This is a genomic window from Sphingobacterium ginsenosidimutans, assembly GCF_039536865.1.
In the GTDB taxonomy this organism is placed as follows: Bacteria; Bacteroidota; Bacteroidia; order Sphingobacteriales; family Sphingobacteriaceae; genus Sphingobacterium; species Sphingobacterium detergens.
This window is the reverse complement of sequence record NZ_BAAAZK010000008.1, coordinates 598,863-622,595: the sequence shown is the minus strand read 5'-3', so window position 1 is coordinate 622,595 and position 23,733 is coordinate 598,863. Positions and strand designations below refer to the sequence as shown.

Here is a 23,733-nt window from a genome sequence, read left to right as displayed (position 1 = left end):
GCCTTCATGAGCTTATTGAATCTGCAAAGCCAGATAAATATTTGCCTCGTAGGAACTTCATTGCCTTAAAAAATGATTAACCTAATGAAAAAGTGTTTTTACTGCTTACTGTTAAATTTGTTGATTGTCTCCTTTGTCCAAGCGCAGGTGAAGGTTACGGGAAAAGTGCAATCTGCAGATAGTGTGCCGCTGCCTTTAGCAACGGCCTACCTGATGAAAGTCAATTCTGCTGTTGTCCTAAAAGCTGTCGGGACGAATGAATCAGGAGAATACCAATTTACAGATGTGGGGCCGGGTAGCTATCTCGTCGAAGCAAAGATGGTGGGGTATGCTTCAAATCGAAGTGCCACCTTTGCTATCAATAAGTCCGATCATTCACTTGCAGTGATCCATCTTAATACTGATAACCGAAAATTGCAGGAAGTCATGGTGGAAGGAAAACGCCCAATGGTCGAGAGTAAGCCTGGCAAGTTGATCCTAAACGTAGAGAATTCTCCATTAGCAGCGGGCAACAATGCTTTGGATATTGTGCAACGTGCACCTGGTGTGAGCCTCGATAACAATAATAATTTGCAGTTGATGGGGCAATCGGGGGTAGCGGTTACCATTGATGGAAGACAGACTTACATGTCTGGCGAACAGTTGCTTAATTTTCTGAAAAGTACAGATGGCAATCAAATTAAATCTGTGGAAGTGATTACGACCAGAGCCGCAAAAGATGATGCCGAGGGAGCTGTGGGAACGATTAACATTGTCCTTAAAAAGAATCGGATGGAGGGGTTTAACGGAGCCTTTAATCTGACAGCGGGGCATGGTGAAAAGTTCCGCGGAAATAGTTCCCTTTCATTGAATTATAAAAGGAATAATACCACGCTATTTGGATCATATGCTTATTCTGATGAGAAATCTCATCGTAAGTTGTATATCGATCGTGTCATACAGAATGGTGGTCAGAAGAAATATTTCAATCAAAAATCAACATTGGATGAAGACGAACGTAATCATTCTTATCGTTTCGGTGTTGAACAAAAGACATCTTCAAGAAATACGTTGACCCTGCAATTCAATGGATCTAACAATACCGAATGCAATGACAATAATAGTAAAACTAACATTGGTACAGCTGTTTCCGTTTATGATACAATATTAAGCTCTTCGTCTTCTTTCAAAGAATTGTTTGATCGTTATTCGGCTAATCTCAATAATGAGTTTAAGATAGATTCCAATGGACGGAAACTGACTGTTGACTTGGACTGGAGTAAATTTAGGAGCAGTAAACGTGTTACTTATCTCAATCAATATGCTGATCTCAATAGTAAACCAATTGGTCCTGCAGAAAATGAACGTAGTGGAATGCCAATTGGTATTGACATCTATGTTGCAAAATTCGACTATGAACATCCCTTATCAAAAAAATCAAAGCTCGAGATGGGGGCTAAATATTCAAATGTAAAGTCTGATAATGACCTCCTTTTCGAAAAGCTGCAGAATGATTCTTGGGTAAATGATACGACACGGACAAACCATTTTGTATACAAAGAGCAAATCGTGGCTGGTTATCTGGATTATAATACCAGTATCGGAAAGTGGAGCCTTAAGGCAGGTGTGAGGGGAGAATATACGATTTCGGACGGTAATTCTCTTACGACAAGTAAACGTGTGAAACGTGATTATTTTCAACTTTTCCCCAATGCTAATTTGACCTATTCGCTAAATGAAAACCATATACTCTCATTAGGGTACACCAGAAAAGTGACGCGCCCTAATTATCGACAATTGAACCCATTTGACTATTATATTGACAAGTTGACCTTTGAGCGTGGAAATCCTTATTTAAATCCTCAATTTTCCAATGAGTTCACATTAAACTATACGCTATTGCAACGTTATAATGTGACACTGGGAGTTAATGATGTGAAAGATGCAATTGTCGAAAGCATGGGACAGGATTCGGTCAAAGGTGAAACCTGGGTCATTCGAGAGAATTTAGGGCGGAACCTGAATTCCTATTTAAACCTCAATATTCCTGTGACTGTGTCGAAGATCTGGAGTATGAACAACAACATCACTGGAATCTATTTTGATTTCGATGGTATGATTTCGGGTATCCAGGTCAAACGGAAATCATTTCTGCTTCAAGCGAATTCTATGCATAACCTAAAATTAAGTAAGAGCCTTTCTGCCAATGTTAATTTACGTTATTTCTCACCTTTCAAATATAGTGTATATGATCTAGAAGGACGATGGGATATGGAAGTCGGTGCGACCAAAACATTTAAGGATCAACGAAGCTCATTAAAACTAGCTGTTAGTGATTTGTTCAATACAGGTAATCAGAATTTACTCACTACTTTTGGCGAATTTGATTCTAAGATCAGGCAGCGTCAAGATCGCAGGGTAGTACGATTGACCTACTCGTATAAATTTGGTAATCTTAAAAACAATTATCGTAAAAAGGATACGAGTAACGAAGAGAAAGATAGGGCTCAATAGAAAGAAAGCTTAATAAAATATGTGGTAACAAAAAAGAGGGCAGTCCAATTAAATGGACGCCCTCTTTTGGTTTATACTAACTACTAAAAAATATACTTCGTACTCAGGAAGTTGGACTCATTTTCGCTAACAATCTCATTTAGGAGTTTTTTGTTTTCCTCGGTAAATTTGGCAGCGACCAATGAACGGATGGAGAACGAGCGTAATGCATCTACCACAGATAATGTTCCCTCGGCGCTATCTTTTCTTCCGGTGAATGGGAAGGTATCTGGACCGCGCTGACATTGGCAATTGATATTGACACGGCTAACCTGATTGACCAATGGGTCGATTAAAGATGAGACTACCGCCGCATTATTGCTGAAAATGCTCACCTGCTGTCCATGAGATGAACCGATGAGGTATTCGATAGGCTCTTCCAGATCATCAAAAGGAACAACAGGGATGACAGGTCCAAACTGTTCTTCTCTATAAAGCTTCATCTGTGAATTTACTGGATAGACAATAGCAGGATAGAAAAATGATTCGGCAACCTGACCGCCGTTCTCATTCACTACTTTTGCACCATAAGCTTTCGCATCTTCGATACATTCAGTCAGATAAGCGGGTTTATTAACTTCTGGAAGTGGTGTTAAGGATACTCCTTTCTCCCATGGCATTCCATATTTAAGTTTGCTCACTTCGGCAGAGAGACGTTTTAAAAATTCTTGTGCTAAACTGCGGTGTACATAGATTATTTTCAATGCTGTACAACGTTGTCCGTTGAAAGATAACGAACCCAATACAGTCTCGGAGACAGCTAGATTTAAATCGGCATCTTTTGTAATAATTGCTGCATTTTTGGCATCCAATCCTAAAATTGCACGCAATCTATTTACTTTTGGATGTAACTTTTTAAGTTCGTCAGCTACACGGCTTGAACCGATTAAGGTCAATACATTGATCTTGCCGGATTGCATCAAACTAGGTACGATCTTGTTGCCTCGACCATAGATCGTATTAACTACACCTTTTGGAAAACTTGTTCTAAAAGCTTCTAATAAAGGGTAATGTAATAGCGTTCCGTGTTTAGGTGGTTTGAACAACATCGTATTCCCCATGATCAATGCAGGGATCAATGTTGTAAAAGTTTCGTTTAATGGGTAGTTGAATGGTCCCATACATAAAACAACACCTAAAGGAGATCTTCTGATCTGTGCAATGATACCTTGTTCAATCTGAAAACGTGATGAATCGCGGTCAATATCTTTTAGTGCATCGATTGTCGCATAGATATATTCTACTGTGCGGTCAAATTCCTTTACAGAGTCTGCATAAGACTTGCCGATTTCCCACATAATAAGCTTGACAACAATGTCCTTCTTGGCAATCATCTTTTGTGTGAAATTTTCAACACAGGTAATACGATCGGCAACACTCATTGTTGGCCATTCTCCACGTCCGTTGTCGTATGCTTTTACAGCAGCGTCAAGGGCTTCGATGGACTCCTTTTCTGTACAAACAGGAAAGCTGCCGATGCGCTTACGTTTCAAGCCATCCTTGGTCTTCACACAAATCGGTGAAAATACCTCGTTTACTTGACCCGTCCAAGAAATCATTTCTCCATTGGAAAGGAACTCTCTTTGATCGACCTGTTCGTCCAGTGTAAATTCTGCGGGAATGTCTTTCTCCTCGTAGAAGATACCTTCTAAGTTTAAGCTCATTGTTTTTAAAAAATGGTTTAGATTGATATTTGTAATGATATTGCTAATATAATATAAATTTTACAATATATGTTAATTTTTTATTAAAATTAGTTTAGGTACTAGTGTTTTCATTACGATCCATGCAATCAAATAGGCAATCGCGCAAAAAGAGAAGATGATAAAATATCCTGCTTCCTCACCTTTAAAGCCCATGAAGGTCATTTGCGTTTCCTTGGCATAATCGAACAACCATCCTGATGTTTTATTGATGATAAAAGCACCAACGCCACCCGCAAGTCCACCGATTCCAGTAACCGTTGCAATGGAACGTTTTGGGAATGCATCTCCGATTGTAGAAAAAATATTAGCGGACCATGATTGGTGCGCTGCGCCTGCAAAACCGATCAAGATTACAGGTATCCAGTAGGATATATGTCCCAATGGTTGTGCCAGGAGAACCACTAATGGAACAAAGGCGAATAAAAGCATGGCTTTCATACGACCTTCATAGGCATTCATACCTTTCTTATCAACGAAATAGGTCGGTAACCAGCCGCCATAAATGGAAAGCATTGTAATTGCATAGAGCACGAATATAGCCAGCTGTCCTTCAGTATCGGACGATTTTATATCGTATACGGCGGAGAGGTAGGCTGGCATCCAAAATAGGAAAAACCACCAAACACCGTCTGTCATAAATTTTCCGAAGACAAAGGCCCAGGTTTGTTTGTATTTAAGGCATTCAGAAATTGTTGTTCTTGGGACTTTTGTATTCCCCTGTAGTTCCGGCTGCTGCTCGTGATCATCCTGATTGATATAGGCTAATTCCGCAGCATTTACTTTCGGATTTTCATCAGGTTTTTTATAAAGAAAGATCCAGAAACCCATCCAAACGAATCCTAGGGCACCAATAATAATGAATGACATTTCCCAGCCCCAATGTGCGGCGATAACAGGGATGGTCAAAGGTGCAGCCAGGGCACCTATTGTTGCTCCTGAGTTGAAGATACTTGTCGACAGCGCCCGATCTTTCTTTGGGAAGTACTCGGCGGTAGCTTTGATTGCCGCAGGAAAGTTTCCTGCCTCTCCAACGGCGAGGATAAAGCGGGCAAAGATAAATAGGTTGACACTGACGCTAATGACAAGACCCGCATTGTTAACGTGAGAAATCGCTTCTTTTGCGCCCTCAAAGCCTACAAACCATTCACCAGCGACAATACCGGAGGTTGCGATGCCACAAAAAGCGTGCAATATGGCGCCAATAGACCAAATGCCAATAGCCCATAAAAATCCTTTTTTTGTATCCATCCAGTCTACAAACCGACCTGCAAAAAGCATACTGATGGCGTAAAAAATCGAAAATAAGGCCGTAATATTACCGTAGTCTGTATTTGTCCAATGGAATTCGGGGCTAATAAAATCTTTCCAGGTCAAAGAGAGTACCTGACGGTCTAAATAATTGATCGTAGTAGCAAAAAATAGTAGGGAGCAGATTACCCAACGGTAATTTCCCTTTTTCTCCGTATTCATCATAATAGGTTTATAATTTTGTTTTTTAAGTTTATCGTGCTTTCGACACGAACTCGAGTGCTAGCTTTGTGTTTTCAGCTAGTCGGTCGGTATTTTTTGGATCGATCAGCTTGCTGCCCATACCAACAGCACATACTCCTGACTTGAACCATGTTTTTAAATTTTCCATTTCGATCTCTACACCCCCTGTAGGCATAAATTTTTGACCTTTAAAAAGATCGCGTATAGATGACATAAAGGCTGGCCCCAAGATATTTGCCGGAAACAATTTGATGAGTGCGGCTTTTTGCTGTTGAGCAGTATAAATCTCAGTCGGTGTCATACAACCCGGAATCCAAAGTTTATCTTGTTCATGTACGAGCGCTCCAACCGCAGGATTGACCAGTGGTGCAACGATAAAATCTGCACCGATTTGGAGAAATTGCGTTGCGTCTTCGACGGATTTAATGGTACCTATACCCAGATAAAGATCTGGCATCTCAAGGTCTCTCACGGCGAGCAAGCTTTCGAATACACTTAGTGCTTCAGGCCCACGGTTCGTAAATTCAAAAACACGTATTCCTGCCTGATATAAAGTGCGGAGAATATCAATGCTCTCTTCTTTATCATGATGGAAGAACAAAGGAAGCATCCCCTGTTCAATAATCTTTTCTAATACTTTCTCTTTCAAACTCATGCTATCATTCTATTTTTTATATCTTCAACAGTACTTGTTGTGGCATCGCTGGGAATAAATAGTTTGTCAAATGCAGCGAGCGTTGCAAACTCCAGTGTCTCCGTTGGCGAAAGGTTGGAATACAGGCCATAGATCAGGCCCGCCATAAAACAGTCTCCACTACCTACTTTATCCAAAATCTCTGCCGAGCGGAATTCCGATGATTCAATTAAATTACCCTGATTAAATAGGGTGGTATAATATTTTATTCCCTTGGATTCATAGTCGAATCGGAAGGTATTGGCAACATATTGACACAGCGGGTTGTTCGCTATGATCTCCTTGCTTGTTTGCTCTGCCTGCCGTAATAATTCCTCTTCTTCGTATCCTGCTGACTGTGTGATGAACTTACTGTCGAGCTGCGTGCCAAGCATTTGATGTGCAGCCCAGATGTTGCCCATAATTAGATTACAGTGTTTTGCGATCTTTGGCATAATGTCTTTGGGATCCTTACCATATTTCCAGAGCTTTGAACGGTAATTAAGATCTAAAGACACAAAAATCCCTTTTTCTTGCGCCACATTAACAGCTTCAAGGCAGAGGTCGGCAATGTCTGCACTGATCGCAGGACAGATCGCAGAGAAATGGAACCATTGAACACCCGAAAATGCCTGATCCCAGTCTATACTGCCTACTTTTAGGCTAGCAAATGAGGAGTTGGCCCGGTCATAGATTACCCCTGCGTTTTTCAGATCTTTTCCTTTAGGTAGATAATAAATTCCTAGCCTATCTCCTGTCCATTGCATGGGAGAGGTGTCTATATTTTTTCGTTTTAAATAGAGATCAATTGCTTCACAGATTGCATTGTGAGGAATGGCTGATAGATAAGACGATGGCACTCCCCAGAGTGCCAATGCCGTAGCCACATTTAATTCTGCTCCTCCAATATAGAAGGGTAGTTGATGCTGTTCAATCCAATCCTGCTCGATGTCTGGACAGATCCGCAGCAACAATTCGCCGAAACTTAATACTTTACCGTGCATTTTTATTAAAAATCAAAATATTCTTTTGCATTATTATAGCTGATATCCTGTACAATTTTTCCCACCCACTGGATATCATTCGGGATTTCGCCATTTTCGATATCGTGTCCGAAGATGTTACAGAGTAATCGCCTGAAATATTCATGCCGTGGAAAGGAAAGGAAGCTTCTAGAATCAGTCAACATACCAACAAATCGACTTAACAGGCCCATATTTGATAAGGTATTGATCTGTTTTGTCATGCCATCTTTTTGATCCAAAAACCACCAAGCCGAACCAAACTGTATTTTCCCTTTTACAGAACCATCATTGAAATTCCCGATCATTGTCGCAAAGAGTTCATTGTCTGCCGGATTCAGATTATATAAGATTGTCTTGGTCAGTTTATTCTCATTATCTAATTTATTCAAAAATTTTGACAAAGCGCGTCCTTGACTGAAATCACCGATCGAGTCCCAGCCCGTATCTGGGCCGATCAAACGGTGCATGCGGGCATTGTTGTTGCGCAGTGGGCCAATATGATACTGTTGTACCCAGCCCTTTTCATAATCCCATTCGGCAAAATAGATCAACATGGCCGATTTGAATTTTAGATTCTCGATAAGACTAATTTCTTTTTTACTTCTGATCTTATCGAATATATCCTTAATCTCCTGTTCCGTATAATCCTCCGCATAAATTTGCTCTAACCCGTGGTCAGAAACCTTACAACCATTGGCAGCGAAAAAATCATGTCTCGATTTCAATGCATTCAGGTAGTCCTGTAAATCACTGATTTGCCGATTGCTTACTCTTTCAAGTTCGTCAATATACTGATTAAGTGCTGCGATGTTGTCGGCATTCATGGATTTATCTGGGCGGAATGCCGGAAGCATTTTGAAAGATTCCTTTTCTTGGGCAAACTGTTGATGATATTGGAGGCTGTCGATCGGGTCATCGGTTGTACATACGACCTCAACATTCATCATCCGAAGCAGCCCGCGTACGGAATGACTGTCTTGTTGTAGTTTGGCTTGGGTGTCTGCATATATTTGGGATGCGGTTTTGGGGGAAAGTAAATCCGTTATACCAAAATAACGCTGCAGCTCAAGATGGGTCCAATGATGAAGCGGATTCCGTAATGTATAAGGAACAGTTTCGGCCCATTTGATGAATTTTTCTTCATCCGATGCATCTCCAGTAATATAGCGCTCATTGACCCCATTTGCCCGCATAGCCCGCCATTTGTAATGGTCTCCATGAAGCCAGGCTTGACTGATGTTGTCAAACTTGATATCGTTGGCTATTTGCTCCGGAATCAAGTGGTTATGGTAATCAATGATGGGTAGATCTTTTGAATAATTGTGGTACAACTCTTCTGCTGTTTTGTTGTTTAATAAAAAATTCTCGTCTAAGAAAGCTTTCATATATATAATTTATAAGCTTGTATTCTATTTTACTACAGTACCGTTTTTGCGATTACAAAGTATCATAACTTTCGCTGTTGAGGCGAAAGGAAAGAAAAATTGCAAAAGAGTTTAAAGTTTGGTCGTCCGCATTTCAAACTGTCTAATTGGTCAATGAAATTAGCAATATTAAAGCCTTAGTTAAAGGAAATTGATTAAAATAAATGCGCAAACGTTATCGGGGATTGTATTTGGGATCTAATTATTTTAGATGTGCTTCCCGATTTATCTGAAATCAGGCAGAATGGTTATATTTGCTCATCAAATTTCTAAACATGGACATTCAATCGCTATATCAGATTTATAAACAGTATCCAAATATTACAACAGATACGCGTAAAATTGAGAAGGATAGTATTTTCTTTGCACTGAAAGGCGCAAATTTCAACGGAAATACCTTTGCGGAACAGGCTCTTGAAATCGGAGCGAGGTATGTTGTCATTGATGAGGAAATTTATAAAAAAGGGGAACAATATATCTTGGTAGAAGATGTGTTGACAACACTGCAAGGGCTGGCAAACCATCATCGGAAACAGCTAAATATTCCTGTTATCGGTGTAACAGGAACGAATGGAAAGACAACAACAAAGGAATTATTATATTCGGTTGTCTCTCAGAAATATAAGACTTATGCCACAAAAGGGAATTTAAATAATCATATTGGCGTTCCTTTGACCTTGTTGGCCATTGATGCAACTGTTGAGGTTGCCATTATAGAAATGGGGGCAAATCATCTCGGAGAAATAGCCTTTTTATGTGCAATCGCTGAACCAACACATGGACTGATCTCCAATGTGGGTAAGGCACATCTGGAGGGATTTGGTTCTTTTGAAGGTGTTAAGAAAACCAAAGGAGAACTATATGATTGGCTCCAGGATCACCAAGGAACACTTTTTTTGCAGGGGGATAACCCACATCTTGCCGAAATGGCTGCTGCCCGTCAAATTGCTAAAACTGTGACTTACGGATTTTCAGAGAGTAATGATATCATCGGTAAATTGATGAAAGCAAACCCGTTGTTGCAGATTTCCTGGAAGACAAAAGAAGATCCACAGATCTATGTGATCGATACGCAACTTACAGGTTCATACAACACAGAAAACTTTTTAGCCGCTATTGCAGTGGGCCTACATTTCAATGTCTCTCCACAGGAGATCAATTCGGGTATCGAAGGTTATACACCGACCAACAATCGCTCGCAGATCATGAAGACAGCTCAAAATACAGTGATCTGTGATTATTATAATGCCAATGCAACGAGTATGGCTGCTGCATTGGATAATATTCGGATTATTGAGGCCGATAAGAAGGCGGTTATCTTGGGGGATATGTTTGAACTTGGAGCAGAATCTTTTGAAGAACATCGGAAAATCGTGGATAATGTAAAGAGTATGTTCGCTGATCGCAAGATTTTTGTCGGAAAGGCATTTTTTGAACATAGAAATGATGATGCCGAGTTTTATGAAATGACAATCGAAGCGAAGACTGCCTTGCAAGAAAAACCGATTATCGGAGCTACCATATTATTAAAAGCTTCCCGTGGTATGGCTTTTGAAAATCTGATAGACATACTGTAAGTTCCTTTTATTTTTCTTAAGGTCAACCAGGTATGAAGGTTGGACTTTGTCTGACCTACCAGCGCAATGTTTTCATGCTGAGTGCACTTAAAAAGGTGGACTTGATGCGGAGCTGATGTGGGCTCAAGGTGCTAAGTTAAATCTAAAAGCGGCTTAAGTTTTGTCATGTGAGGATTAAATATTGACGAAAATGAGCAAAATAGTCCTTCGGGGAAATGTAGCTCATTTGGAAAAATGTACCTTTGTATCGTATAATGGACAAAAGACGTTTTTTTTTAGAAATAGCCTACTTTGGGCAATCATATCATGGCTGGCAGGTTCAAAACAATGCGATTTCTGTACAGGAAGTATTGAATGTTGCTTTGGAGACCTTGTTGCGTGAGCCTATCGAGACTACCGGAGCCGGGAGGACAGATACCGGTGTACATGCGAAGCAATTGTATGCTCATTTTGATGCAGCTCCTGTAGGGATATTAGCAAAACCAGAGCGTTTTATTCATTCACTTAATGCCCTATTGCCTTTTGATGTTGCGGTTAAAAGATTAATTGAAGTTGCCGATGATGCACATGCCCGATTCGATGCGACGCATAGATCTTATGAGTACCACCTTCATTTCCATAAGGATCCGTTTATTTATCCCTATTCTTGTTTCATGCGCGACCGCCCTGATGTCGATAAAATGAACGAAGCTGCCCAGTTTTTGTTGGGTAGGCAAGATTTTGAATGTTTTAGCAAGTCTCATACGCAAGTCTTTACAAATATTTGTGATATTCGTAGAGCAGAATGGTTATGGCATAACGAGCAGGATCTCGTTTTTCATATTACCGCTGATCGTTTTTTGCGCAATATGGTTCGTGCTATTGTAGGAACTTCGTTAGAGATCGGACTGAAGGGTAAACCAGCGTCCTTTATGCAAGAAGTGATCAAGAGCAAAAGTCGTGGCAAAGCGGGTGTATCTGTCCCTGCACATGGATTGTATTTAACAGAAGTAGCATACCCTTATATATAAATATTAACGTGAGTCAAGATAAAATAACAGGTAAAACATACGATGTCAATTTGTTGCGACGCATGAGTCGCTATATGCGACCCTATCATGTTGCATTTTGGATATCGGTCGTTTTAACAATCCTATTGGCGGCTGTAGCGCCAGCCCTACCTATGCTGATCCAGCATACACTAGACAATTATATCTTGAACTTTGACACTGGGGGATTGTCTTATATGTTGATTGCCATGCTGGCATTGGTCATTGTGCAGACCTTAATCCGTTATTATCATACCCTGATGACAAATACCCTGGGGCAGTCTGTTATCAAGGATATTCGCATCCAGGTCTTTAATCATATCGTCCAGTTGCGTCTTAAGTATTTTGATCGCACAGCTTTAGGAAAGTTGATTACACGGACGATATCTGATCTAGAAACACTTTCCAATATCTTCTCTGAGGGATTGATTCAGATTATTGGTGACCTATTGCAACTGGCTGTGATATTGGGGGTCATGTTCTACTCAGATTGGAAATTGACGCTGATCGTGCTCATCCCTATGCCTTTGATGATTGCTGCAACCTATGTATTTAAAGAGGCAATGAAAGCAGCGTTTATAGATGTCCGGAAATGGGTGTCTAATTTGAATACATTTTTGCAAGAGCATATCACCGGGGTGGGGATTATCCAATATTTTGCACGCGAAAAGCAGGAGATGGATAAATTTAAGGAGATCAATGCACAGCATAGGAATGCTCATATCCGTACGAACTGGTACTTCTCTATCTTTTTCCCTGTTCTGGAAATTATCATGGCTATTTCACTAGGTCTGTTGGTCTGGTTTGGAGCCAAACAGATTATGGGTGACGTGATTTCACCGGGCGTGGTCGTTGCCTTTATCATGTATATCAACATGATTTTTCGGCCTATTCGTGAGCTTATCGATAAATTCAATACACTTCAAATGGGTATGGTTAGTGCTGAACGTATTTTTGAGGTTCTGGATACGGACGAGATGACGCCTAATTTGGGGACATTGAAGCCCGATCATATCAAAGGAGAAATTGCTTTTAAGCAGGTTTGGTTTGCCTATAATGATGAGAGTTGGGTGTTAAGAGATGTGAATTTTAGCGTACAACCTGGTGAAACATTGGCTTTAGTTGGAGCTACGGGAGCCGGAAAATCATCGACTATTAACATCCTAAGTCGATTTTACGAAGTCAATAAGGGGGAAATTTTGCTAGATGGTGTAAATATTCGCGATTATGATCTTGATTATTTAAGAAATACCATTGCAACGGTGTTACAAGATGTGTTTCTGTTCTCAGATACTGTCATCAATAATATTACATTAGGAGATCCTTCAATTTCGAGGGAGCAGGTCATCGAGGCAGCGAAAGAAGTGGGCGCACATGATTTTATTATGCGACTTCCGGGCGGATACGATTATGATGTCAGGGAAAGGGGAGCTACACTGTCAGCAGGACAGGCGCAATTAATTTCCTTTATTCGGGCATTGGTACATGATCCGAGAATTCTGGTCTTGGATGAAGCGACTTCTTCCGTTGATACTGAAACAGAGGAAATGATCCAAAGTGCAATTGACAATTTAATGCGGGGACGGACCTCCATTGTCATTGCGCACCGCTTGTCCACCATTCAAAAGGCAGACAAGATCATCGTATTGGATAAAGGTGAAATTAAGGAAATCGGGACACATCAAGAGCTTTTGTCTTTTGATGGTTACTATAAAAAGCTATACGATCTACAGTTCCATTCCGCAGGAATTTAGTCGTTAAACGACACTCTCTTTGGGGATGGTTTCTTCGTCTTCAATATGTGTATTCGCTTTGATTTCCGATCCTCGACCTACGAGTACATTGGCCCCAATGGAGACGTTTGGCCCAACGTTCACAAAGTCCTCAATGATGGTGTTGCTTTCAATGACCGCCGAACCTGAGATGATACAATGATTGCCAATCTGTACATCTGGGGCTATGGTTGCTCCAGGAAGAATGATACAGCCTTCGCCGATTTCAGCTCTTTTTGAAACATAGGCTTTAGGGTGGATTAAGGATTGAAAATTCCATTCTGGATTTTCAGAGACAATTCTTTCACGGAGACCAGGGTTTTTAACGGCAACAAAGAAATTTTCTGCAGCATCTTTAACCCGATGGTGGAGTTGGACCTCATAGTCAAATACATCCTCTATCAACAAAGATTTGTCAATAAGGCCACCGATTTCGATATCTAAATCCTCTGCAACATCTACCGCAGTTTTTGCATGTGCTGTTGCTCCATATATGTATAGCATGATCTTTTAAATTTGTGCAAAGATAGTGCTTTCTGAAAAGAACTCCATGAGGTAGCTCGCATCTATAGTGGAATAGTGAATCGGGACTGGTATTAGATTCGTACACGGTATAGTGGGCATTCCGCTGCCACAAAGAATGAGTTTGGAGTAAATTATAGGTGACTTAAAGGTCAAAGGGCGTGTTTTATCTACCAAAAGTTGCAACAAAATAGCCCTTTCGATTGTTCTGATTTCTAAATAGAAAGAAAGCTTATTATATTTGTTGATATACAAAAATTAAAATATGATTCAACGTATCCAAACTGTTTATTTATTAGTGGCAGGATTAGTTATATTCGGCTTGTTTTTATTCCCTTATGTAAATTACAGTGATTTAGTCGGTTTGGGAAAGAATGTGAAGGTGACCGGTGTTTATGGTGTTGCTGCCGGACAGCCGGTGCATGAAGGTGGTTTTGGTTATATCCTGCAGACCATCGTGACAGTCCTATTGGGATTGCTCCCGATCTTCACGATCTTTAAATTTAAACAGCGTAAGGTACAGCTTCTGCTGATATGGGTGGAGATTGTTGCGATTATCTTTTTCGCGATCTGGCTTTACTCTTCAGCAAGTACACATCTCACTACCGTTAATCAATTTTTGGGAGCAGGTAATATTGGAGTAGGTTTCTTTTTGCTGCCGATATCAATTATTTTCTGTGCGCTAGCATTAGGTGGAGTGCGACGGGATGAAAAATTGATTCGCTCAGCTGATCGTTTGCGTGCATAATTTTATTTAAATAGATTTTTAATATGGAAAGCCACGGTTAGCGTGGCTTTTTAAATGGTATAAAATATGAATGTAATTTTTCGTTGTACTGCCACGCTGCTTTTTCTTTGCTTTGTGGGCGGTGCGGTAAAGGCCCAGTCAGCAGATTCATTATTGGTGGTTGATGATATTCAGTTTGATTTAAAAGAGTTTCATGTAGACAAGGCAACAAATGAATTGGTTATTAATTTGTTTGCAATCTCTTATAGCAAAGATCCTCGGGAGTTTAAAATGAATACGTTCTCCACACAGATTTTGGATCAGAAGAAACAGCCTCGCTTTTTCTCTTCGATTCAGATGGGAAATGTCCAGATAAGATTTGAGGACAAACAGAACTATTTGCATTACTTGCTTGAGGAGGACAAGCCGGTAGATATCCAGGTCATTGTGAAAGACTGGAAGAAGACAGATAAACCCAGTAGTATTAAGCTTGTTTTTGAGAGTAGTGAGGAGGAAGGTAAATTTTTGGATGTCCCTATCTTGCTGAATAAATAGTTGATCGGAGCGGCTAAAGACTAAAAAAGCGCTGTGATCTATGAAGATTACAGCGCTTTTTTAGTCTTTAGCAATTTGCCTCAACCTATCGGTTGTATCGGATTTGTTGTTTGTCCAGCATGCCCATCTGATCTTTCATCATTTTGATCTGATCAGCCAACAATTTATTCTTGTCTGCTTTTTTAGCTTCTTGAAGTAATTTTTCTGCTTCGCGCTTATTGCGTTTTGCCATGGCAACACCTGCTAAGCTCAATTTTGCCAATGCAATGTTGTGGTCCATGTGGAGCCCTAATGCCAGTGCTTTTTTGAAATATTTTTCGGATTGCATCGGAGCACGTTGAGATTCAATCAATCCAATCAACATGTTGTAATAACCGTGTTGTTGTGGGATCAATTGTTTTTCATAATTCGTGATTTTCCTCAACCATTTTTCGGCGCTAGCCATATCTTGTTTGCGCATATACCATTGCGCGATGAGCATGTATTCATGAAAAAATACAGTGACAAAACCTAGGATAGTGATCAAGACGCCTAGAATTCCCCATCCCCAATTTCCAGTCCAAAATAAGGCAACTGTTCCAATCAGCAATGCACTGCAAATGATGATTCTAACGAGATTTGACATAAATCTTTGTTTAAAAAATATTTGTGTTCAATTTAATTCTGCAAATATCCGTTAATTTCGTCGTTTAAGCAACTCGTTCAAGTGGTTATTTTGTAAAATTATGTTTTTAATGTAGATGATGACTATCAAAGATTCCTTAGGGTAGCCGATCATGCTGCCGCTATAAATGCTTTGTGAAAAGATGCAAGTGAAAAAATTTGTCATTACATACAACTTTATCTAAGTTTGGTTTATGGAAAAACTATATGATGAATCTTGGGCATCGGTGCTGAAACCTTTGTTCAGCCAGCCCTATATGAAACAGCTGTCTGCCTTTGTGCAAGAGGAACGCCAGCGGGCAAAGGTGTTTCCGCCTGCTGATCTGGTGATGAATGCTTTTAAGCTTACGCCGATCCAAGATGTTAAGGTCGTTATTCTGGGACAGGATCCGTATCATAACGATGGTCAGGCACATGGTTTGTCTTTTTCTGTGCCAGAAGGGATTGCTTTACCTCCCTCGCTAAAAAATATCTTTAAGGAATTACAAGATGATATTGAAGGCTTTGTAGAACCTCGCTCTGGAGATCTGACATCCTGGGCCAAACAGGGGGTATTATTACTCAATGCAACGTTGACTGTGCAGGCACATTTAGCTGGATCACATCAAAAAAGGGGGTGGGAAGTTTTCACTGATAGTATCATACATGCTATTTCGGAACAGTGTGAGCATGTGGTTTTTCTGCTTTGGGGAAGCTATGCGCAGAAGAAGAGTGTGTTGATTGATGCTCGGAAACATCTTATTTTGACATCAGTGCATCCGTCACCACTTTCTGTTTATAGGGGGTTTTTTGGTAGCAAACACTTTTCAAAGGCAAATAAATATTTGGTGGAACATGGTAAGGCTCCGATTGACTGGCGGTTGTCTTAGGCATATTTGTCATTCTTAGAAAAACCTTTTTCACCAGCAGTCAGCACACAAATATGTTCCAGTCTAATGATATTATTAGCTTGTAGAATATGGCTGAATAGAAAATGGCTGTCATAAGTAATCTGATAAGGGCTTTCAAAATCGATTGATTGGCAGGCTTTTCCGAGTACAGTATATTCTAGTTCCCCTTTCGGAGTAAAGCGATGTATGATTGCCTGACTGGTGCCAATGGGTTCGATATAGAACCAGGCTCCTTCGCCAACGCCACCAAGATATTGTGCTTTGGTTGGGATGGAGTCAGGTTTGTCCTTTTGTACTATTCCGCCGATTGTAATATCTTCAGGTAGGGACTCTGCGAGATCACGACAGATATTCGTTCGTAGTTTTTTTAATAAAAATATTAGCGATGCGAATCTGTTCATTTTCATCATTTCAAGGCCGCCTGATTCTGTATATTTATAGATCGATCTATTCGGAGAGGCATTTACCACATTGCTCATTGGGCTTGCTTTTATCGTTTCGGGGAAATTGATGGAATGCCAGAAATGAAATCTTTTGGAGGCATGGTTGAGGAGTCTTGCAATAAATCGGGAGCAGTTATTGTTACTGAAGGCTACTGCACCATAGGGGTATGAACCTCTATGGACCCATTGGTCTGCGAAAGCTTTTCCGCTATAAAAATCTATTCCCTGGACAATAGAAAAATAAAGATCACCCACACCCTGCATCGCATCTTTTATTTCTTCAAAAAACTGGACAATTTCGAGTAGGTTTACAATGCGGTCGCCGTCAATTTGTGCTTTAGCTTTAATTGTTAATTTGGGATCGGAATCTTTCGAGCGAGTTCTTCCATATCCTCTCGGCGCAATGTATCGGCCAAAATCGTAAAAATGAAGTTCACCTGTATCGCGCTCAATCAGAATAATACCTGTATGACCGACCTTAAAGTTCAGGTTTTTAACAAATCCTATTTTCTTGAAAAACATCATCCATGCCTCATCACCACGGATTGTAGCATCAGGCCAAGCAAGGATCATCGCTAGATCCTGATATTGGGATGATGTTTTCATAAGTTTTTCGTTTAATATTCCAAAGGAATAATCGGTTCCTTTTTACTGGTAGACATGATCATCATTGTCTGGAATGTTTTTACAAATGGAATTTTGGCAATCTTCTCCATGATAACGCCTTCATAGGCCTTTATGTCTTTCACATAGACTTTGAGGATAAAATCACAATTTCCGGTGACGTGATGACATTCGGTGACCTCAGGGATCATTTTTACGGCAGCAACAAATTCGGGAATTGCATTGTGTGTATGGAAGTCCAATGAGATCTGTATAAACGATTTGATCCCAAGTCCTAGTTTTTCTTCGTCAACAAAAGCATGATAACTCTTGATGAAGCCCGAATTTTCAAGTTTTCTTACACGTTCCAACGTGGGTGCGGGAGAAAGGCCAATACTTGATGCTAATTGCAAATTGGTAATGCGGCCATTCTCTTGTAATAGCTTAAGAATTTTTAAATCTGTTTTGTCTGGTGCAAACGGCATATCTTAGAGTCTTAATAATCAATTGTATTTGTAAATATACAAAATTATATTTGGAAATTTAAAAATATACAAAATTATTGACGATTAATAGATTTTGACTATATTATTCAATCCATATTATAAGTTTAATTGATTTAAAATCATTTGACTGTCATAATCGTTTGAAATGTGCGCATTTCAATGAAATGGAGTGATAAATGTCATTTTTTTATTAAAAATACCTGTGTGAGGGTACATAAAATGTATTTTATTGGCTTTGAAATTGTAACTTTGCAGTTCGATAGTTGCGGAGGCTAGACTCCTCCCGAATTAGTTAAACCGTGAGAGCGCAATATGAGTACTAAAGACGACGATTTATTAAAAGAGCTGGAGCTCGAAGAATATAAATACGGGTTCACGACAGACATCGAAATGGAAATTGCAGCCAAAGGCCTTACAGAGGATACGGTGCGTTTTATTTCGGCAAAAAAGAATGAACCTGAATGGTTATTGGAGTGGAGATTGAAAGCTTTTCGTCATTTTTTGACGTTAAAGATGCCTACTTGGCAAAATTTCAGAGCTCCAGAGATTGATTTTCAAGATCTATCTTATTATGCTGCCCCTAAAGCAAAGCCACAGCTGAATTCCATGGACGAAGTTGATCCTGAGTTGATTGCGACTTTTGAAAAGCTGGGTATTCCTTTGGATGAGCAAAAGATCTTGGCAGGTGTGGTTGCTGTCGATGCTGTTTTTGATTCCGTTTCGGTAAAAACAACATTTCGCGAGAAGCTGAAAGAACAGGGCGTAATTTTCTGTTCGTTTGGCGAGGCGGTTCAAGAACATCCCGATTTAGTAAAGAAATACTTGGGAACAGTAGTTCCTCAAACAGATAATATCTACGCGGCATTAAACTCTGCTGTTTTTTCGGATGGATCATTTGTTTATGTTCCAAAAGGCGTGCGGTGTCCAATGGAGTTATCAACTTATTTCCGTATTAATGCACAGAATACAGGCCAGTTCGAACGTACATTAATCGTTGCGGATGAAGGCGCTTATGTGTCCTATCTGGAAGGTTGTACTGCACCTATGCGTGATGAAAATCAACTGCATGCTGCTGTGGTAGAATTGATCGCTGAACGCGATGCTGAGATTAAATACTCTACTGTGCAGAACTGGTATCCTGGTGACAAAGATGGTAAAGGTGGTATTTTTAACTTTGTAACAAAACGTGGAATCTGTAGAGGTGATAATAGTAAAATCTCCTGGACGCAGGTTGAAACCGGATCAGCAATTACCTGGAAGTATCCAGGGGTAATCCTAAAAGGCGATAATTCGATCGGTGAGTTTTATTCTGTAGCGATGACCCGTAATTTTCAGGTTGCGGATACAGGGACGAAAATGATCCACCTAGGTAAAAACACGAAGTCTAAAATTGTTTCAAAAGGAATTTCTGCTGGAAAAAGCCATAATAGTTACAGAGGTTTGGTGAAAATCGGACCTAATGCAGATAATTCCCGAAACTTTACCCAATGTGATTCTTTGTTGATCGGTGATAGATGTGGTGCGCATACATTCCCATATATCGAAAACCGGAATAAGACTGCAAAATTAGAGCACGAAGCAACTACATCAAAAATTGGTGAAGATCAAGTGTTTTATCTGAACCAACGCGGTATAGACTCTGAAAAAGCGGTGGGATTAATTGTTAATGGTTATGCCAAAGAGGTGTTAAATCAGCTGCCAATGGAATTTGCTGTTGAGGCACAGAAATTATTGGCGATTTCTTTAGAAGGTTCAGTAGGATAGATAAAAAATAATTGAGCAAGCCAGCTAATACTGGCCTATCGTTCAATACTCAATAAGAATAAAATGTTAAGCATTAAAAATTTACATGCGTCTGTAGAAGACAAACAAATATTAAAAGGATTAAACCTAGAAGTTAAAGCAGGGGAAGTCCATGCTATTATGGGACCTAATGGAGCTGGAAAAAGTACTTTAGGGAATGTATTGGCTGGACGTGAATCATACGAAGTGAGTGAAGGTTCTGCTTTATTGGATGGAGTAGATCTATTGGATCTTTCTCCGGAAGACCGTGCCCGTGAGGGGCTGTTTCTGGCATTCCAATACCCTGTTGAAATTCCAGGAGTATCGAATATCAATTTCCTGAAAACAGCAGTAAATGATATCCGTGAATATAAAGGTTTGCCTCCGATGGAAGCGAAAGAGTTCTTACAAATGGTAAAAGACAAGCAAAAGCTGGTTGAATTTTCAGCCAACTTAGCTAACCGTTCTTTGAATGAAGGATTTTCCGGTGGTGAGAAAAAACGTAACGAGATTTTTCAATTGGCGATGCTGAATCCTAAATTGTCAATTTTGGATGAGACAGATTCGGGCTTGGATATCGATGCTCTTCGCATTGTCGCAAATGGTGTGAATGAGTTGCGTTCTAAAGACAATGCTTTTATTGTCATCACACATTACCAACGTTTATTAGATTATATCGTTCCAGATTTTGTTCACGTATTATACAATGGTCGTATCGTGAAATCAGGCCCTAAAGAATTGGCTTTAGAGCTGGAAGAAAAAGGATACGATTGGTTAAAAGAATATGATACACAAAACGCCTAATCTTTTACACCGGTAAAATAGGAGTGGAAGAGAATTTTGGCGATTTGATTAAAAAATAACATGAGTACATTAGTTTCAGAATCATTACTTCAACAAGTGTTGGGAGCTTTTAAAGAGCAAGGTGTTTCAGACGAACCTGCTTTCTTTACAGAGGCACGTCAACAAGCATTCGAACGTTTCGAAGCTGCAGGCTTTCCCACAGTTAAGAATGAAGAATGGAAATATACAAACATCCACAGTATTATCAATAAGCCCTATGCGCTTGATGTAGATGTGGATATCGAGGGCTTGGATTTTAGTGCGGGAGAGATCCCAAATTTGGATGCGTACCGTATTATTCTGGTTAATGGCCAGTATGTATTGGCGGTGAGTGAGCTGGAAAAGGTAAAAGGACTTGTTGTTATTCCAATGGATGACGCTGTTACTGAACCTGCATTTCAAGCGCATTTTGCGAAGTACGCTGATAAATCCGATAATATCATGGTGGCGCTTAACACAGCTGCTTTTACCAATGGTGTATTTATCCATTTAAAAAAAGGTGTTGTACTTGATAAGCCTATACAGATTATTCACCTCGCTACAGGAACAGAAGATTTCTTTGCACAAACACGGAATTTGGTTGTTGTTGAAGCTAATGCTGAACTTGAATTGATCGAAAGCTTTATCACTGCAGATGGTGCTGCAAGCAATGTGCATAATAAAGTTTCAGAGATTGTCGTAAAAGAGAATGCTAAAGTTCAACATTACTATCTTCAAGTGGCTCAATCTGTAAGCCGTTACTTTAATCATACGGAAGTATACCAAGAGAAACACAGTCTTTACAATAACTACAATTGTAATTTCCCGGGTGCATCTTTTATCCGTAACAATATTAATGTACGCTTGGATGCAGAAAATGTAGAAAGTCATTTGTACGGGATTAACTTGACCGCAGGAGATCAATTGGTGGATAATCACACTGTCGTAGATCATCTTAAACCACATTGTGAATCGTACGAATGGTATAAGAATATTACTCAAGATAAATCTACAGCTGTTTTCAACGGAAAAATCTTTGTTCGGGAGGATGCACAAAAAACCAATGCTTTCCAACAGAACAATAATATGTTGATGTCCGATAGTTCAGCGGTTTATACAAAGCCCCAACTGGAGATTTTTGCAGACGATGTGAAATGTTCACATGGATGTACGATCGGTCAGTTTGATAATGAAGCTTTGTTTTATTTGAGAGCACGCGGAATTGGTGAGGAGTCAGCACGTATTCTTCTCGTACATGCTTTCGCATTTGACGTAACAACTCGTTTTTCAAATGAGATCGTTCGGAGATATGTGGAAGAATTGGTGGAAGAAAGTTTAAGAACGAACTAAACTAAATCACACAAACTATACACTTGATAAGGCGTTTACTAATTCGGTAAACGCCTTATTTTTTTATTAATATTCCTTTTTTTCGGTCTTTTTCTTTTACTTTTGTAGTGCTATGTACACGTCTTTATATACAACTTACGCTTATAAACCTTGGGTTTTATAGCTCATTTACGTTTTTAAAATCTTAATAGAACGCATCCGTTCACGAAAGGAATGGCTTGTTTCATACTGAGATATCAAAAAATCAGCTTTAACTGATTTGATACTCGTGGAAGAACTTCCTTCTATTTTATTTCGTTGGTCTGACATGCGTAATAAACGTTTTACTTTAATGTGTTGGTCATTCTTGATCATACACCTGTTGTATTTTATATAAAATTTTATGGAAAAAAATAACTGGTTTCGTACCTATAGTTATATATGGACTGGGCAATTTATCTCTTTGCTGTCTAGTTCAGCTGTCAACTTTTCGATCATGATATGGTTGAGTTTGACGCACAAGTCTGCTGAAGTATTGGCTTTTGCTGCTATCGCCGGCTTATTGCCGCAAGCGATCATCGGGCCATTTGCTGGTGTCTATATTGATCGATGGGATAGAAAGAAAGTCATGATCTTTGCAGATGGCTTTATAGCGCTCTGTACATTAGGAATGACCTTTGTACTCAAAAGTGATGGTACCAATATGTTTCTGATTTATCTGTTAATGGCCTGTCGTTCGATCGGTTCGGCATTTCACTCGCCAGCCATGCAGGCAATTGCGCCACTTCTCGTTCCGGAAGACAAATTATTACGTGTTTCAGGTATTAATCAAATGTTACAGTCGGTAAGTAGTATTGCAGGTCCCGCATTGGGAACCTTGGCTATCAGCTATTTTCCTATTTCGAGTGTCTTGTATCTGGATGTCATCGGTGCCGCAGTAGCTATTACATCTTTACTCTTTGTGACTATCCCACACCTGTCCCGTTCTGATGTAAAACCTTCTATTGCTGCTGTTTTGGATGATCTTAAACAGGGAATGCATGCTATCTATCATAATAAAGGACTAAAAATGTTGTTCCTATATGCCATGGTGGCGACTTTCTGTATTATGCCCGTTGCCATTATGTTTCCCTTGCTGACGATCGGTCATTATAGCGGTGGCAAGTGGGAGATGAGTATTATTGAGATTATTTGGGGGATAGGTATGCTTGTTGGGGGCAGTTTTTTGGGACTTGCAAAAGTATCCCTATCAAAAGTAGTATTAGTGAATAGCATGCATATTGTATTGGGGATAACCTTTGCGCTATCGGGTTGGTTTCCCTCGACCTGGTTTGTTCCATTTGTCATCATGACAGGTTTAGGTGGAGTCTCCATGTCTATCTTCTCGGCATCATTTATGACAATTATTCAAGAACAGGTACCAGTAGAAATGTTGGGGCGTGTTTTCTCGCTTTATTTTAGCATAGCCATTTTACCGAGTATGATAGGACTTCTTTTTACAGGCTTTATCGCAGACGTAATCGGAGTGGCAACAGCTTTTATTATTGCGGGTCTTATTGTTGTATTGGTCGGGCTACTGTCTTTTTTCAATGCATCAATTATGAGTTTAGGACACACGGAAAAGTAAGTTGAACACAAATAAAAAACGCTTCCAAATTTTGGA

Annotated in this window: 21 protein-coding genes; 11 read left to right on the top strand and 10 right to left on the bottom strand. The window is 39.9% G+C overall.

The window, feature by feature from the left end:
* Positions 1-84: 84 nt before the first annotated feature.
* On the top strand, positions 85-2,493 hold the full coding sequence (locus ABFX33_RS22950; RefSeq protein WP_346088512.1) for a TonB-dependent receptor domain-containing protein: 2,409 nt from the start codon (positions 85-87) through the stop codon (positions 2,491-2,493).
* Between the two features lie 83 nt (positions 2,494-2,576).
* Here ABFX33_RS22950 and ABFX33_RS22945 read toward each other — a convergent pair whose 3' ends face one another.
* The 5 genes from ABFX33_RS22945 to uxaC form a co-directional block, all read right to left on the bottom strand.
* Positions 2,577-4,196 (bottom strand): NADP-dependent glyceraldehyde-3-phosphate dehydrogenase, encoded by a 1,620-nt coding sequence (locus ABFX33_RS22945; RefSeq protein WP_120260446.1) that lies wholly within the window; start codon positions 4,194-4,196, stop codon positions 2,577-2,579.
* 72 nt (positions 4,197-4,268) lie between these two features.
* Positions 4,269-5,708: an MFS transporter gene (locus ABFX33_RS22940; protein ID WP_346088611.1), complete on the bottom strand. Its 1,440-nt coding sequence runs from the start codon at positions 5,706-5,708 to the stop codon at positions 4,269-4,271.
* A 31-nt stretch (positions 5,709-5,739) separates the two neighbouring features.
* Positions 5,740-6,384: a bifunctional 4-hydroxy-2-oxoglutarate aldolase/2-dehydro-3-deoxy-phosphogluconate aldolase gene (locus ABFX33_RS22935; RefSeq protein ID WP_346088510.1), complete on the bottom strand. Its 645-nt coding sequence runs from the start codon at positions 6,382-6,384 to the stop codon at positions 5,740-5,742.
* Complete coding sequence (locus ABFX33_RS22930; protein WP_346088509.1) at positions 6,381-7,406, bottom strand: PfkB family carbohydrate kinase; 1,026 nt, start codon at positions 7,404-7,406, stop codon at positions 6,381-6,383. The genes ABFX33_RS22935 and ABFX33_RS22930 overlap by 4 nt, the downstream gene beginning before the upstream one ends.
* A gap of 5 nt (positions 7,407-7,411) precedes the next feature.
* Positions 7,412-8,812, bottom strand: a complete 1,401-nt coding sequence (uxaC, locus tag ABFX33_RS22925) for a glucuronate isomerase (protein WP_346088508.1) — start codon at positions 8,810-8,812, stop codon at positions 7,412-7,414.
* Positions 8,813-9,126: 314 nt separating this feature from the next.
* Between uxaC and ABFX33_RS22920 the strand changes: the two genes are divergently transcribed.
* The 3 genes from ABFX33_RS22920 (at position 9,127) to ABFX33_RS22910 (ending at position 13,210) form a co-directional block, all read left to right on the top strand.
* Positions 9,127-10,428 carry a UDP-N-acetylmuramoyl-tripeptide--D-alanyl-D-alanine ligase gene (locus ABFX33_RS22920; protein ID WP_346088506.1) on the top strand — a complete coding sequence of 434 codons (1,302 nt, stop codon included), beginning with the start codon at positions 9,127-9,129 and terminating at the stop codon, positions 10,426-10,428.
* Between the two features lie 254 nt (positions 10,429-10,682).
* Complete coding sequence (truA, locus tag ABFX33_RS22915) at positions 10,683-11,438, top strand: tRNA pseudouridine(38-40) synthase TruA (protein WP_257096408.1); 756 nt, start codon at positions 10,683-10,685, stop codon at positions 11,436-11,438.
* Positions 11,439-11,446: 8 nt separating this feature from the next.
* Complete coding sequence (locus tag ABFX33_RS22910) at positions 11,447-13,210, top strand: ABC transporter ATP-binding protein (protein ID WP_346088504.1); 1,764 nt, start codon at positions 11,447-11,449, stop codon at positions 13,208-13,210.
* Positions 13,211-13,213: 3 nt separating this feature from the next.
* Here the strand turns inward: ABFX33_RS22910 and ABFX33_RS22905 are convergent, their stop codons facing one another.
* Positions 13,214-13,732 carry a PglD-related sugar-binding protein gene (locus ABFX33_RS22905; protein WP_346088503.1) on the bottom strand — a complete coding sequence of 173 codons (519 nt, stop codon included), beginning with the start codon at positions 13,730-13,732 and terminating at the stop codon, positions 13,214-13,216.
* 283 nt (positions 13,733-14,015) lie between these two features.
* Between ABFX33_RS22905 and ABFX33_RS22900 the strand changes: the two genes are divergently transcribed.
* Positions 14,016-14,498, top strand: coding sequence for a DUF4293 domain-containing protein (locus ABFX33_RS22900; RefSeq protein WP_257096413.1), 483 nt, complete (start codon positions 14,016-14,018; stop codon positions 14,496-14,498).
* Positions 14,499-14,564: 66 nt separating this feature from the next.
* On the top strand, positions 14,565-15,032 hold the full coding sequence (locus tag ABFX33_RS22895) for a hypothetical protein (protein WP_346088501.1): 468 nt from the start codon (positions 14,565-14,567) through the stop codon (positions 15,030-15,032).
* Positions 15,033-15,117: 85 nt separating this feature from the next.
* On the opposite strand, the gene ABFX33_RS22890 is transcribed toward ABFX33_RS22895, so the two are convergent.
* The gene (locus ABFX33_RS22890; protein WP_257096415.1) at positions 15,118-15,657 is read right to left on the bottom strand and encodes a tetratricopeptide repeat protein; all 540 of its coding nucleotides are present in this window, start codon (positions 15,655-15,657) and stop codon (positions 15,118-15,120) included.
* Between the two features lie 232 nt (positions 15,658-15,889).
* Here ABFX33_RS22890 and ung point away from each other — a divergent pair, with 232 nt between their 5' ends.
* The gene (gene ung / locus ABFX33_RS22885; protein WP_346088499.1) at positions 15,890-16,564 is read left to right on the top strand and encodes a uracil-DNA glycosylase; all 675 of its coding nucleotides are present in this window, start codon (positions 15,890-15,892) and stop codon (positions 16,562-16,564) included.
* On the opposite strand, the gene ABFX33_RS22880 is transcribed toward ung, so the two are convergent.
* Positions 16,561-17,634: a DUF6695 family protein gene (locus ABFX33_RS22880; RefSeq protein WP_346088497.1), complete on the bottom strand. Its 1,074-nt coding sequence runs from the start codon at positions 17,632-17,634 to the stop codon at positions 16,561-16,563. The genes ung and ABFX33_RS22880 overlap by 4 nt on opposite strands.
* Before the next feature lie 11 nt (positions 17,635-17,645).
* Positions 17,646-18,116: an Lrp/AsnC family transcriptional regulator gene (locus ABFX33_RS22875; protein WP_028071042.1), complete on the bottom strand. Its 471-nt coding sequence runs from the start codon at positions 18,114-18,116 to the stop codon at positions 17,646-17,648.
* A 333-nt stretch (positions 18,117-18,449) separates the two neighbouring features.
* Between ABFX33_RS22875 and sufB the strand changes: the two genes are divergently transcribed.
* The 3 genes from sufB to sufD all read left to right on the top strand — a co-directional run bounded on the left by sufB (position 18,450) and on the right by sufD (position 22,091).
* The gene (gene sufB, locus ABFX33_RS22870) at positions 18,450-19,901 is read left to right on the top strand and encodes a Fe-S cluster assembly protein SufB (protein WP_346088496.1); all 1,452 of its coding nucleotides are present in this window, start codon (positions 18,450-18,452) and stop codon (positions 19,899-19,901) included.
* 63 nt (positions 19,902-19,964) lie between these two features.
* Positions 19,965-20,723, top strand: a complete 759-nt coding sequence (gene sufC, locus ABFX33_RS22865) for a Fe-S cluster assembly ATPase SufC (RefSeq protein ID WP_104383566.1) — start codon at positions 19,965-19,967, stop codon at positions 20,721-20,723.
* A gap of 60 nt (positions 20,724-20,783) precedes the next feature.
* On the top strand, positions 20,784-22,091 hold the full coding sequence (gene sufD / locus ABFX33_RS22860; RefSeq protein ID WP_346088493.1) for a Fe-S cluster assembly protein SufD: 1,308 nt from the start codon (positions 20,784-20,786) through the stop codon (positions 22,089-22,091).
* Positions 22,092-22,259: 168 nt separating this feature from the next.
* On the opposite strand, the gene ABFX33_RS22855 is transcribed toward sufD, so the two are convergent.
* Complete coding sequence (locus tag ABFX33_RS22855; protein ID WP_346088491.1) at positions 22,260-22,445, bottom strand: hypothetical protein; 186 nt, start codon at positions 22,443-22,445, stop codon at positions 22,260-22,262.
* A 28-nt stretch (positions 22,446-22,473) separates the two neighbouring features.
* On the opposite strand from ABFX33_RS22855, the gene ABFX33_RS22850 reads away from it, so the two are divergent.
* Positions 22,474-23,697, top strand: coding sequence for an MFS transporter (locus tag ABFX33_RS22850; RefSeq protein ID WP_346088489.1), 1,224 nt, complete (start codon positions 22,474-22,476; stop codon positions 23,695-23,697).
* Positions 23,698-23,733 lie beyond the last annotated feature (36 nt).